The following is a 12,948-nucleotide window of genomic DNA, read 5'->3' on the forward strand; positions in this document are numbered from 1 at the left end:
ATAATTTCGGTGGCAAATGGGTGGCAAAATAAAAAATCGCCCTTCCAAAATGGCGATTTCACCGAACACGAGCAAGTCTATAAGCCGAGTTCTGTATTAGACAGTCATCTATCTAGGCCTATTGTTACCAATAGGCTCCAGCGACCTACCATATGGGACAGTAGCGGGCCACTACTTTTTATGTCCCTAACTTGGTCTTGCTCCGGATGGGGTTTACAGAGCCAACTAGTCGCCTAGCTGCTGGTGAGCTCTTACCTCACCTTTCCACCCTTACCACATGAGACATGTGGCGGTATATTTCTGTTGCACTTTCCTTAGGGTCGCCCCCACTGGGTATTACCCAGCATCCTGCCCTATGGAGCTCGGACTTTCCTCATGCATAATGCATGCGACTGTCTGACTTACTCGTATATTCTTTTTTTAACGACAAGTAATAATATATCATAATAATAGATTTAAGTCAAATTGTAAATTATAGCAACTTTGCATTAATCTTCTTTTTCATAATATAATATTCTTCCACAATTATCACAAGTAACAATAACCTTTTTGCTCTTTAATTTTGAAATAATTGATAAAGGAACACTCATATGACAACCTGTACATCTATCTCCTGATATTTTAACAATAGCTTTTCCCTTTTTTTCCTTTAATTTTAGATATTTATTTAATAAATCCTTTTCTATTTTTCCAGATAATATCTTTATCTCTTTTTCCTTTTCCTTAATTTTTTGTTCTAATTCTTCTTTTAAAATGTCATATTTCTTTATAGTCTCATCTAATTCTTTTTTTAGTGATTTGTATTTATTTTCATTTTCCTCTATTTCTTTTTTAAGATTATCTGTATCCTCCATAAGTTCAAGAATTTCATTTTCTACATTTTGAATTTCTTCTTTTGTTCTTTCACTTTCTTTCTGCATATGTGATAGTTGATCTATATTTGACACTTTCCCACTATACAATTTTTTCTCATTTTCCTTCAATTGAAAATTTAGTTGCTCAACTTTATGTGTATTTCTCTTTATTTTAATATCATTTACTTCAAGTAATGTCTTTTTATTAGTTAAATCATATTCAGTTTGTTTTAATTTAACCCTTAAATCTTCAGTTTCTTTTTCATTTAAAATATTATCTAGCTGCTCTTTTAATTTTTTTATATTATTATATTGTTCCTCCAAATTCCACAGTAGTACTAGCTGGCTCATTTTTTTACCTCCTTAACAATTAACCCACATAAAATAAGCCTAAACAATTATAAATGGGGCGTTATCGTCTAGTCTGTTTTCAGATATTAAAACATTAATCTTATTAGTTCCAATTTCTTCTTCTAAATACTTTTTTATTACTGGTAATATTACTTTTTCTGTATCATAATGGTTAGCATCAATTACAGCCATTCCTAATTCTAAAGCCATTTGAGCTTCATAGGATTTTACATCTCCAGTAATATAAACATCTGCATCCATCACATATGCTTTTTTAATAAAATCAGCTCCACTACCACTACATAATGCTACTCTTTTAACTTTTACATTTTCTTTACTAAAAACTTTAATATTCTTACATTTTAACTTTTCTTTAACTTGTTCTGCAAATTTCAATAAATCGGTTTCTTTTTCTATTTCTCCAATTTTACCAAATCCATATACTTTTCCCTTATTATTTAAAGGGTATATATCGTAAGCTACTTCTTCGTAAGGATGTGCTAATATCATTTTCTCTTTAACTTTATTTAAATCACTTTCTCTAACTATAGTTTCTATTCTTACTTCTTCAACCTTCTCTAACTCATTGGTTTTACCAATAAATGGATTAGTTCCTTCTCTAGGCATAAAAGTACCAATACCTTCAATGTTATAGGTACAATGACTGTAATTGCCTATCCAGCCAGCTCCATTGTCACAAATAGCTTCTCTAACTGTGCTACTATGTGATTTAGGAACAAAAACAACTAACTTAAACAATCTTTCTTCCTGTACTTTTTCTAAAACTTTTGTATTTTTAAGTCCAATTATATCTGCTAGTACATCATTTACTCCATTTTCACATATATCTAAATTGGTATGAGCACTAATAACTGCAATATCATTTTTTATTAATTCATATATAAACTTTTCCTTAGGATTTTCAGTAGAAATTCTTTTTAATGGTTTAAAAATTAAAGGATGATGTGTAATAATTAAATCGATATCCTTTTTCTTTGCTTCCTCTAAAACATCCTGCGTAACATCAAGGGCCAATAGTACTTTATCAACTTGTTTATCTAAACGTCCCACTTGTAGACCAGGATTATCCCAATTAGCTGCTAAATGTGGTGGCGCATATGTATTTATAAGTTTTACTATATTACGTACAGTTACAGCCACTTAATCACCTCCATTAAGCTGTCCCGCTCACGCTTTAATTTTTCATATTTCTTTTTTGATTCTACAGTTTTACTTTTCTCTACTTTCTTCATAATTCCTTCATACTTTTGGATTTTATTTTGTATAAATTCCTTAGCATATGGATCTTTATTCTCAATTAGTTTTTTTCCAACTAATAAATAAATTTCATTTTCCAAGTAATCTTTTCCATGTTCCACATATATAATTTCATATATCCTTTCTCCTTCTTTAACTAACTTTTCATCAATAATTTTATAATTATTTTCATATAAATATTTTCTTAAATTATATGAATCAACCATAGGCTGAAATATAAAGTTATTTATAGTTTCAGTAATTCTTTTAGACTTATCTAAAATATTTTTAATTAAAGTACCACCCATTCCTGCTATAATCACAGTATCTACTTCATCAGGTTGTAAAACTTTTAATCCATTTCCTAATCTCGTTTCAATTTTTTCTTCAAATCCTTTTTTAGTTATAAATGCCTTAGCATTATTTAATGGACCTTCATTAACATCAGAAGCAATTACCTTTTTACTTATATTATTTTCTATTAAATATACAGGAATGTAACCATGGTCTGTACCTATATCAGCTACTATGGAATTATATTTTATAAATTTAGTAATGGCTTTTAATCTAGGTGATAACTTCATAGCATTTCTCCTTTTCTATAAATTTTGTAGGTCCTTTACAAATTTATAGAATTCTTCTAAGCTTCCTCTATAATCCGGTTCAATGTTCTTATCTGACCTATCTATCATATAGTCTTCTATTAAATAAGTTTTTATACCTAACTTTGAAGCAATCATATCTTCAAGTAAATCATTTCCTATCATCATTACATCTTCTGGTTCTTTGTTAAGTATATTAAGTATTTCTTGATAATACTCTATATTCGGTTTGCAAAAGTGCATTTTTTCAAATGTTGTTATTAAATCAAAATCATTTATATTAAGTCCTGCCCATTCTATCCTATGATATATGGCTTCTTTAGGAAAGATTGGATTTGTCGCTATTACTAAGGTATATCCTTTAGATTTTAGAAGCTTTATAATCTTTTTAACAATTGGATTAGGACAAACTATTTCTTTTAAGTTTTTAAATTCATTTTTATAAAATTCCTCAAATTGTACTTTTATACTATTAATATCTATATTAATATTTTTTTGAAAGTCTTCAAAAAATGCTTCCTTATTTGTTTTATTTTCTTCTAAGTTACTTACCATATAATTAGTTGATTTTAATATTAACTTTTGTAATTCTTTAGGATTTATTTTACCAGCAAGTTTCTTAGTAAGCTCTTTAAAATAAGCTTGTGTAAATTCCTTTAAATCTAACGGTAAAAGTGTTCCATCTAAATCAAATAAGAATGTATTCAATCCAACCACTCTCTTTCTCATTATTATATATTTTAAATTTGGGAAAAATAAAATAAGGGGTATTAATATGAAAAAATACAATCAAAATTATTTAATAAATAAAAAGATTCCCCATTTCAGTTGGGGTGGAACTACGCCAAAATGGTCTAAAGAAGCGTCAAGAATTAAACAATTTATTGAATTTATTGAAGAAAAAAGTATAAAAGGTCAAAATTAAAGATTCGCCTTAGGCGAATCTTTAATTTTATTCTAAAAAGTCTTTTAATTTTTTACTTCTACTTGGATGTCTAAGCTTTCTTAAGGCCTTTGCTTCTATTTGTCTTATTCTTTCTCTTGTTACATTAAATTCTTTTCCTACTTCTTCTAAAGTTCTAGCTCTACCATCTTCAAGACCAAATCTTAACATTAAAACTTTTTGTTCTCTTGGTGTTAATGTATCTAAAACATCAACTAATTGTTCTTTTAAAAGTGCAAATGTTGCGGCTTCAGCAGGTGCTTGAACATCATCATCAGGTATAAAATCACCTAAATGACTATCTTCTTCTTCACCAATAGGTGTTTCTAAAGAAACAGGCTCTTGTGCTATTTTTAATATTTCTCTTACTTTTTCTTCATCCATATTCATCTCTTTAGCTATTTCATCAGGATTAGGTTCTCTACCAAGTTTCTGTAAAAGTTGTCTTGAAACTCTTATTAATTTGTTAATAGTTTCTACCATATGAACAGGTATTCTAATTGTTCTCGCTTGATCTGCTATAGCTCTAGTTATAGCCTGACGAATCCACCAAGTTGCATAAGTACTAAACTTATATCCTTTTCTATAATCGAACTTTTCTACTGCTTTTATAAGGCCTAAATTTCCTTCTTGTATTAAATCTAGAAAAAGCATTCCTCTACCTACATATCTTTTTGCAATACTTACAACAAGTCTTAAGTTAGCCTCTGTAAGCTTTCGTTTTGCCTCTTCGTCACCTTGTTCCATTCTTTTTGCTAATTCTATCTCTTCTTCTGCTGTTAATAGTGGAACTTTACCTATTTCTTTTAAATACATTTTTACTGGGTCATCTACATTAATCCCTTTTGGTAGTGCTAGTTCCTTATTTATGTCGTCATCTACATCATCTTCTTTATCTAAGAGTATATCATCATCTTTATCTCCAACAACCTCTATCCCCATTTCCTCTAAACTCTGATATATCTCATCTATTTGATCAGAATCTAATTCTATATCTTCTAAAGCCTCAGAAATTTCTTTATAAGTCAACATCCCTTTCTTTTTGCCTTTATCTATTAATTTTTTTACTGCCTCTATCCTTTTCTGTTTTTTTTCTTTCACTTTTTTACTCATTTCAGTTCCCTCCCTTCGGCAAAAACTATTAGTGTAGTTTTAGTTCTTTGTCTATTTTTATTAGTTCTAAGCATAATTGTTTGAATTTCTCAACCTCTCCTTTACTTTTTTCTTTTTTAGATTCTAGTAAGCTTATTTGTTTTTTTATTTCATCTCTTTTTAATTTCAATTTATAATATTGTATTCTATTAATAAAATCTTTAATTGCCTTTTCATTTTGTTTAAAATCATTCTCTAAATCAAATACTTCTTTTACTTTTGACTTTTCTTTTTCTGTAAATAAATTCAAAATCTCACTTGCATCGATATTTTCAATATTAGATTTATATTTGTTATATATTATATTAGCTAATTTTTTATGAACTTCGTCAGAAAAATCGTCAGGAGTAAAATATGAATTTATCTTCTTAAATATAGTTTTATCATTTATTATTAAATTTAATAAATTCTTTTCAGCATTTAGATGTCCTGGTTCTAACATATATTTTACGGGATTTATTCTATCTTTATTATTATTTCTGTAATTATATTTTCTATACTTGTCCGCTTTTTTTGTTTTAAAATTTGCTTGATTTTTATATATTTCTTTTTTTATAGCATCAATTGATATTCCTGTTTCCCTAGAAACCTTATTAATATATACATCTGCTTCAATAGGACTGTTTGCTTCTTTAATAATAGAAGCTATTTCTTTGGTAAAATCAATTTTACCCTCTACAGTATCTAAATTAAATTTCTTTTTATTTAAATAAATTTTATAGTCAATATAGCTTAAAGCTTCATCTATAAGCTTCTCAAAAGCTTCTTTGCCTTTTTCTTTAATAAATTCATCAGGATCTTTTCCTTTAGGCAAAATTATTACTTTAGCTTCAACACCTGCATTTTTAAGTATATCTAATGCCTTATCAGCTGCATTAAGACCTGCAGTATCCGAATCATAACAAATAAAAAAATCATTGCCATATCTTTTTATTAGCTTTGCTTGTTCTGGGGTAAAAGCAGTTCCAAGTGAAGCAACACAACATTTAATGCCATGATTGTAAAGAGAAATTACATCCATGTAACCTTCAACTAAAATAATTTTTTTACCTCTAGAATGCTTTTTAGCTATATTTAAGCCATATAAATTATATCCTTTAGAAAAAATTAAGCTGTCAGGTGAATTTAAATATTTAGGCTGGGAATCATCTAGTACTCTGCCACCAAAACCTATTACATTTCCTTTAGTATTAACTATAGGGAACATTACCCTATCTCTAAATCTGTCATAATAGCCAGTTTTGCTTTTTCTTTCTATAACTAATCCTATTTCTTCAATATCTTTTACAGAAAATCCTTTATTCTTTAAATAATTTAATAAATCATCCCAGTTAGGATTAGAGTATCCGAGGCCAAATTTTTTAATGGTATCAGTCGATAGTCCTCTTTTTCTAAGATATGTGTAAGCTTTCTTGTTCTTCATTAAATTATAGTAAAAATATCTGGCTGTTATTCTATTTATTTCAAAAAGCTTTCTTCTTCGTTCTTCTTTCTTGCTGTCTTTTTTATATGCTTTATTTTCTATCTCAATTCCTACTCTATCTGCTAATAATTTTAAGGCTTCAATAAAATTTAAGTTTTCGTATTTCATTACAAAATTTATTACATCTCCACCTTCTCCACATCCAAAACAATGGAAAATCTGCTTTGAAGGAGAGACAACAAATGATGGTGTCTTTTCACTATGAAAAGGACAAAGTGCTTTATAATTTGACCCTGTTCTTTTTAATGATAAGTATTCAGAAATAACCTCAACTATGTCGTTACTCTCTCGTATTTCTTCAATTAATTCATCACTAAAGTGATATGTCATAAATACCACCTTTTTATTTACTATTCGTCAAAAATTGACTTATTCCTTCTTAACATGTTAAAAATTTCTTTACATCAATTGACTAAACAATTTTCCTATTTTAAAACAGCCCTATTTAAGGTGACAGTTAAATCATATTCGACATAAATCTCCATTTTCCTTCTTTATTTATAATTTTTTTATATGCAATAAGAATTTACATTTTAAAAATTTTTCACTTTGTAAAATACTTTAATTATCCCACGGTTTTGGTACAAATAAATCTTTAAAAGTTTTTATGGCAAATCTATCTGTCATTCCTGCAACATAATCACATACAATATCTTCCTTAGAAGCTTCATAGTTTTTATATATTCTTCTATGTTCAACAGGTAATTTATGAAAATTATTAATATAATAATTATATAACTCCTCAATAATATATCTTGCTTTATCTTCTTGACTTTTTGCTTTTTTACTAAAATACACCCTATTAAACATAAATTTTCTTAATTTATTTGTATAATACATCATTTCTTCACTCATGCAAATCTTATCTTTACCTAAACTATTCTTTATAATATCCACAATCATATTATTTATTCTTTGACTATGTGTTTTTCCTAAGACATCCATACAATCCTTTGGTAATTCTTTTTTAGTAATAACTCTAGCCCTTATAGAATCATCTATATCATGGTTTATATAGGCTATTCTATCTGCAATTTTTACTATTTGTCCCTCTAGTGTTACTGGATCTTTTTCTCCAGTATGATTCAGTATTCCATCCCTTACTTCATAGGTTAAATTTAAACCATTTTTTCCTTTGCTATTCTCAATAATATCTACTACTCTTAGACTCTGTTTATTATGTTTAAATCCAGATTTATGAATTTCATCTAACACAAATTCTCCTGTGTGTCCAAATGGTGTGTGACCTAAATCATGTCCTAGAGCTATTGCTTCTGCTAAGTCTTCATTTAAATTCAAAGCTCTAGCCAATGTTCTGGATATTTGGGCAACTTCAAGGGTGTGAGTAAGTCTAGTTCTATAATGATCACCTTCAGGAGCTATAAAAACTTGGGTTTTATGTTTGAGTCTTCTAAATGCTTTTGAATGAATTATTCTATCTCGGTCTCTTTGAAATTCAGTCCTTATATCACATTTCTCCTCTTTAATCCTTCTGCCTTTAGAATTCTTACTTAACATAGCAAAAGGAGATAACATCTTTTCTTCTAATTCTTCTCTTTTTAATCTTATATACATACTCACAAATAATACCCCTCTTAATTAAATTTGTCAATTACTATATACCCAAAACTAACCACATTTAATATATATACAACAAACTCTATTAGATTCCTGCAAAATATTAATTTTTTGTTAAATAATCGTTTTTATATAAATAAAAAGGATGTTGAGAATAAACAACATCCTTTTTATTTATATAATTATTTTTCTCTAATTTTTTCTAAAATAATACCGGCACTTTCTTCAACTGCTTTGTTTGATACATCAATAACTGTACATCCTAACTTTTTCATAATTTTTTCAGCATATTCAATTTCATTTAATATCCTATCCATACTTGCATAGTTAGCATTATTGTCTAACCCTAAAGCCTTAAGCCTTTCTTGTCTGATTTCATTTAATTTTATAGGATTAGCTGTTAATCCTATTATCTTTGAAGGGTCTACCTCAAATAACTCTTGTGGTGGCGGAACTTCTGGCACCAATGGTACATTGGCTACTTTAATATTTTTATGAGCTAAGTACATACTTAGAGGTGTTTTCGATGTTCTTGATACTCCAATTAAAACTATATCGGCTAATTTAATACCTCTAGTATCTTTCCCATCATCATATTTTACAGCAAATTCAATTGCTTCAACTTTTCTAAAATATTTTTCGTCTAACTTTCTAATTAATCCTGGTTCACCTTTTGGCTTAGTTCCAACAACATTTTCTATAGAATTTAAAACAGGAGTCATTATATCTATAGCGGGTATATTATATTCCTTTGCCTTATTTACTAAGAACTGTCTTAATTTATCAATAACTATTGTAAATACAATAATGCAATTTTCTCTTTTAGCCTCTTGAAACACTTCTATAATTTGTTCTTCATCTGTAATATAAGGAAATCTTCTTATTTCATACTTGCCTGAGTTAAACTGACTAATAGCTGCTTTAGCAACTTGTTCTCCAGTTTCACCTACAGAATCTGATAAAATATATATAACAGTTTCTTTTCTTTTTCCCATTGAGTTCCCCCCCTATTCGGTATTTGCTATGTCTACAAAAAGTCTTGTTATATTTGTTTTTGATATCCTTCCAATTACTTTATATCCTTCTTCACCATTCTCATTTTTTATCTTCTCTACAATTGGTAAACTATCAACTTGATGTTCTATTATTTTAATAGCCGCATCTAACACACTTTCATCAGGCTCTGTAACAACTATATTAGGCATTCTAGTCATTATTACACCAACTGGAATTTTGTTAATATCAGTACCTCCTATGGCACTTTTTAAAAAATCTTTTCTAGAAACAACTCCTGAAAGTAAACCCTCTGTAGTCACAAAAATTGTTCCTACATCTTCAAGGAATAAAGTAACAATCGCATCATATACAGATGTCCCTTCGCTAACAACAACAGGAAGTGATTTAACCTCTGAAACTTTTATATTACTAATCCGTTCCGCAAAGTAGTTAATAGTAGACTTACCAGAATAAAAATATCCAACCTTAGGTCTAGCATCTAAAACCCCAGCCATAGTCAAAATAGCTAAATCTGTTCTCAAAGTTGCCCTTGTAAGTTTTAATTTTTTTGCAATTGCCTCACTCGTTATCGGTTCATTTTTCTTGACAATATTAATTATTCTCTTTTGTCTTTCAGTAAATTGAATAGTTCTCACCTCTTTTCTATAAATGGGCAATATATACTTTATTTTAACAAAATCAAAGGATATTTTCTATCATATTTTAAATAAAGTCCACCCTTCTAGGTGGACTTTATGCTTTCACATTACTTATTTACTATTTTAGATAAATCACATATTTTTAGCATAGTATCTGAAATTTCTTTTATTAGTGATAGTCGATTATTTTTAAGTTTTTCATCATCTACCATTACCATTACATTATCAAAAAACTCATCTATTGGTCCTCTTAAAGTTATCATGGTATCTAATGCTTTGTTATACTCTTTATTATTTAAGCATATTTCTACTTCATTTTTTACTTCCTTAAAAGTTTTATATAATGTTTTTTCTTGTTCTTCTATTAACAATTCAGTGTTAATTTCAACTTTATTCTCAGCTTTTTTAGCTAAGTTACTAACTCTGTTAAATGCTGCCAGTATTTCTGATAATTCATCTTTTTTAATCCATTTATTAAGTTCTGAAGCCCTAATATATAAATCGGCTATATCATAGTTATTTGAATTTAATACAGCATCAACAACATCATATCTTATTCCATTATCTATGAACATATTCCTTATTCTAGCTTTAAAGAATTCTAGAATTTCTTTTTTAACCTCATCATAGTTAAAAGTAAGACCATTTTCTTCATAAATATTTAAAGAATAATCTATTAATTTGTCTAAAGATATATGTATGTTTCTATCTAGCAGTATATTGACTATACCTAATGCTTGCCTCCTTAATCCATAAGGGTCTTGTGAACCTGTAGGCTGTATTCCTATTGCAAAACAACCAGCAATAGTATCTATTTTATCTGATATACTTAACATAGCTCCAGCAGTTGTAGTTGGCAGTTCATCCTGTGCAAATCTAGGTAGATAATGCTCATATATAGCTAAACTAACTATTTCATTTTCACCTGATGTTTTTGCATATTCTCTACCCATAATACCTTGCAATTCTGTAAATTCATATACCATTTTTGTAACTAAATCTGCTTTTGACAGATAAGCTGCCCTTTTAGTATTTTCTAAGGTTTCATCTCCAACTTCTAGTGTCTCTCCTATTTTTTCTGATAATCTAATAATTCTGTTTGTCTTTTCCCATACAGTACCTAATTGTTCTTGAAAAACTATGTCCTTAAGACCTTCTACATAATCCTCTAAAGGCTTTTTAACATCTTCATTATAGAAGAATTTCGCATCTTCTAATCTGGCATCAAGTACTTTTTCATTACCCTTAGTTACAATATCAATATACTCATCATTACCATTACGAACTGCTATAAAGTATGGCAATAAATTTTTATTATCATCAACTATAGGCAAATATCTTTGATGTTCTTTCATTGGGGTTGTAATAACCTCTTTAGGTAGTTTTAGATAATCATCTTTGATTCTTCCTCTTAATGGTGTAGGATATTCAACAATATGTGTTAGTTCGTTTAATAATTCTTCGTCATCAAGGATATTTCCACCCTTTTCTTGTGCAAGTTTTCGACATCCTTTTATAATTAACTCTTTTCTTTCATTTTGGTCAACTATTACATAATTTTCTCTTAACTTTTCAAAATATTCGTCAACACTATTTATTTCTATATTACTACTTCCTAAAAATCTATGTCCTTTAGTAATATTTGAAACTTTAATACCTTCAAAATCAAAGCTAATAGGTTCATTATTAAATAATGATAAAACCCATCTAATAGGCCTTACAAATCTAAAGCTCTTTTTTCCCCATTTCATAGATTTAGGAAAAGTTATGGATTTTATTAATTCAGGTATATTTTCCTTTAAAACTTCTTTTGAATCTTTTCCCTTTAATACTCTTTGAGCAAAAACATAATCTTCACCTTTATATTCCTTTATTATTATATCATCAACTTCTACTCCCTGGCCCTTTGCAAAACCCATCAAAGCTTTAGTTGGATTTCCTTCTTCATCATACGCTATTCTCTTTGCAGGTCCTCTAACAAGTTCTTCTAAATCTTCCTGTCTTTCTGCTATATTTTCAATGAGTAATACTAATCTTCTAGGTGTTGCATATGTTTTTATATTGTCAAAACATATCCTCTCTTCTTTAAACATATCTTCTGCTTTGTTTTTAAGCTGATTTAATGAATCATCAATAAACCTTGCTGGAACTTCTTCTGTTCCAATTTCTAATAAATATTTATTCAGCATTAGGAGCACCTCCTTTTAGAAGTGGAAAACCTATCTCTTCTCTTCTTTCTATATATTTAGCAGCAACAAGTTTAGCTAAATTTCTAACCCTTGATATATAGTTTGTTCTTTCAGTTACACTAATAGCTCCTCTAGCATCCAATACATTAAAAGTATGTGAACACTTTAACACAAAATCATATGCAGGTAAAACTAATCCATCATTAATTAGTCTCGTTGCTTCATTTTCATATGTATCAAAAAGTCTATTTAAAACATCTATATCTGCCTTTTCAAAACTATATACTGAATGCTCAAATTCAGCCTGTTTGAACACTTCACCATATGTTATTCCATCAACCCACTCTATATCAAATACATTATCTACATCTTGTAGATACATTGCAATCCTTTCTAAACCATATGTAATTTCTGCAGACTCAAGTTCACAGTTAATACTACCTACTTGTTGGAAGTATGTAAATTGTGTTATCTCCATTCCATCTAACCACACTTCCCATCCTAATCCCCATGCACCTAGTGTTGGGGCTTCCCAGTTATCTTCTACAAATCTAATATCGTGTTTTTTAGGATCTATACCTATAGCTTTAAGACTATCTAAATATAGTTCTTGTACATTATCAGGAGATGGCTTTAAAATCACTTGTACTTGATGGTGTTGATAAACCCTGTTTGGATTTTCACCATATCTAGCATCGGCTGGTCTTCGAGATGGTTCAACATATACAACCTTCCAAGGTTCTGGACCTAGAGCTCTCAAAAACGTTTGAGGGTTCATAGTACCAGCACCTTTTTCAACATCATAAGGTTGCATTACTACACAGCCTTTATCTCCCCAATACTTTAGTAGTTTCATTATCAAATCTTGAAATTGCATTAACTTT

At 28.9% G+C, this 12,948-nt stretch carries 12 protein-coding genes and 1 other RNA gene; 1 reads left to right on the forward strand and 12 read right to left on the reverse strand.

The annotated features are described in order from the left end of the window. Positions 1-64 precede the first annotated feature (64 nt). The 5 genes from rnpB to BET03_RS02545 all read right to left on the reverse strand — a co-directional run bounded on the left by rnpB (position 65) and on the right by BET03_RS02545 (position 3,772). Positions 65-408, reverse strand: an RNA gene (gene rnpB, locus BET03_RS02525) — RNase P RNA component class A. A gap of 80 nt (positions 409-488) precedes the next feature. Beyond that, positions 489-1,205, reverse strand: coding sequence for a zinc ribbon domain-containing protein (locus BET03_RS02530; protein WP_120166900.1), 717 nt, complete (start codon positions 1,203-1,205; stop codon positions 489-491). A gap of 39 nt (positions 1,206-1,244) precedes the next feature. Then, on the reverse strand, positions 1,245-2,366 hold the full coding sequence (locus tag BET03_RS02535) for a Nif3-like dinuclear metal center hexameric protein (protein WP_120166902.1): 1,122 nt from the start codon (positions 2,364-2,366) through the stop codon (positions 1,245-1,247). Beyond that, a complete protein-coding gene (locus tag BET03_RS02540) occupies positions 2,357-3,046 on the reverse strand; it encodes a tRNA (adenine(22)-N(1))-methyltransferase (RefSeq protein ID WP_120166904.1) in 690 nt (229 codons plus the stop codon). The genes BET03_RS02535 and BET03_RS02540 overlap by 10 nt, the downstream gene beginning before the upstream one ends. A gap of 15 nt (positions 3,047-3,061) precedes the next feature. Beyond that, positions 3,062-3,772 (reverse strand): HAD family hydrolase, encoded by a 711-nt coding sequence (locus BET03_RS02545; protein ID WP_279230314.1) that lies wholly within the window; start codon positions 3,770-3,772, stop codon positions 3,062-3,064. A 67-nt stretch (positions 3,773-3,839) separates the two neighbouring features. Here BET03_RS02545 and BET03_RS13570 point away from each other — a divergent pair, with 67 nt between their 5' ends. Continuing rightward, positions 3,840-3,989: a hypothetical protein gene (locus BET03_RS13570; RefSeq protein WP_183108687.1), complete on the forward strand. Its 150-nt coding sequence runs from the start codon at positions 3,840-3,842 to the stop codon at positions 3,987-3,989. Positions 3,990-4,016: 27 nt separating this feature from the next. Here BET03_RS13570 and rpoD read toward each other — a convergent pair whose 3' ends face one another. The 7 genes from rpoD to glyQ form a co-directional block, all read right to left on the reverse strand. After that, positions 4,017-5,120, reverse strand: coding sequence for an RNA polymerase sigma factor RpoD (gene rpoD / locus BET03_RS02550; RefSeq protein WP_120166906.1), 1,104 nt, complete (start codon positions 5,118-5,120; stop codon positions 4,017-4,019). Positions 5,121-5,148: 28 nt separating this feature from the next. Next, positions 5,149-6,972 (reverse strand): DNA primase, encoded by a 1,824-nt coding sequence (dnaG, locus tag BET03_RS02555; RefSeq protein ID WP_120166908.1) that lies wholly within the window; start codon positions 6,970-6,972, stop codon positions 5,149-5,151. A gap of 231 nt (positions 6,973-7,203) precedes the next feature. Continuing rightward, positions 7,204-8,217, reverse strand: a complete 1,014-nt coding sequence (locus BET03_RS02560) for a deoxyguanosinetriphosphate triphosphohydrolase (protein WP_120167034.1) — start codon at positions 8,215-8,217, stop codon at positions 7,204-7,206. A gap of 185 nt (positions 8,218-8,402) precedes the next feature. Beyond that, positions 8,403-9,215 carry a pyruvate, water dikinase regulatory protein gene (locus BET03_RS02565; RefSeq protein ID WP_120166910.1) on the reverse strand — a complete coding sequence of 271 codons (813 nt, stop codon included), beginning with the start codon at positions 9,213-9,215 and terminating at the stop codon, positions 8,403-8,405. 12 nt (positions 9,216-9,227) lie between these two features. Next, a complete protein-coding gene (gene ccpN / locus BET03_RS02570) occupies positions 9,228-9,872 on the reverse strand; it encodes a transcriptional regulator CcpN (RefSeq protein ID WP_120166912.1) in 645 nt (214 codons plus the stop codon). Between the two features lie 110 nt (positions 9,873-9,982). Further along, positions 9,983-12,064 (reverse strand): glycine--tRNA ligase subunit beta, encoded by a 2,082-nt coding sequence (glyS, locus tag BET03_RS02575; protein ID WP_120166914.1) that lies wholly within the window; start codon positions 12,062-12,064, stop codon positions 9,983-9,985. After that, positions 12,054-12,941 carry a glycine--tRNA ligase subunit alpha gene (glyQ, locus tag BET03_RS02580; protein WP_120166916.1) on the reverse strand — a complete coding sequence of 296 codons (888 nt, stop codon included), beginning with the start codon at positions 12,939-12,941 and terminating at the stop codon, positions 12,054-12,056. The genes glyS and glyQ overlap by 11 nt, the downstream gene beginning before the upstream one ends. Positions 12,942-12,948: the final 7 nt, after the last annotated feature.

The sequence above is a fragment of the Thermohalobacter berrensis genome (genome assembly GCF_003609645.1).
In the GTDB taxonomy this organism is placed as follows: Bacteria; Bacillota; Clostridia; order Tissierellales; family Thermohalobacteraceae; genus Thermohalobacter; species Thermohalobacter berrensis.

Bases quoted from the DNA above. Each gene is read 5' to 3' on its own strand.
- BET03_RS02540 (WP_120166904.1), bottom strand. From the start codon at position 3,046: ATGAAGTTATCACCTAGATTAAAAGCCATTACTAAATTTATAAAATAT.
- glyQ (WP_120166916.1), bottom strand. From the start codon at position 12,941: ATGCAATTTCAAGATTTGATAATGAAACTACTAAAGTATTGGGGAGAT.
- rpoD (WP_120166906.1), bottom strand. From the start codon at position 5,120: ATGAGTAAAAAAGTGAAAGAAAAAAAACAGAAAAGGATAGAGGCAGTA.
- dnaG (WP_120166908.1), bottom strand. From the start codon at position 6,972: ATGACATATCACTTTAGTGATGAATTAATTGAAGAAATACGAGAGAGT.
- BET03_RS13570 (WP_183108687.1), top strand. From the start codon at position 3,840: ATGAAAAAATACAATCAAAATTATTTAATAAATAAAAAGATTCCCCAT.
- BET03_RS02530 (WP_120166900.1), bottom strand. From the start codon at position 1,205: ATGAGCCAGCTAGTACTACTGTGGAATTTGGAGGAACAATATAATAAT.
- BET03_RS02560 (WP_120167034.1), bottom strand. From the start codon at position 8,217: ATGTATATAAGATTAAAAAGAGAAGAATTAGAAGAAAAGATGTTATCT.
- glyS (WP_120166914.1), bottom strand. From the start codon at position 12,064: ATGCTGAATAAATATTTATTAGAAATTGGAACAGAAGAAGTTCCAGCA.
- BET03_RS02565 (WP_120166910.1), bottom strand. From the start codon at position 9,215: ATGGGAAAAAGAAAAGAAACTGTTATATATATTTTATCAGATTCTGTA.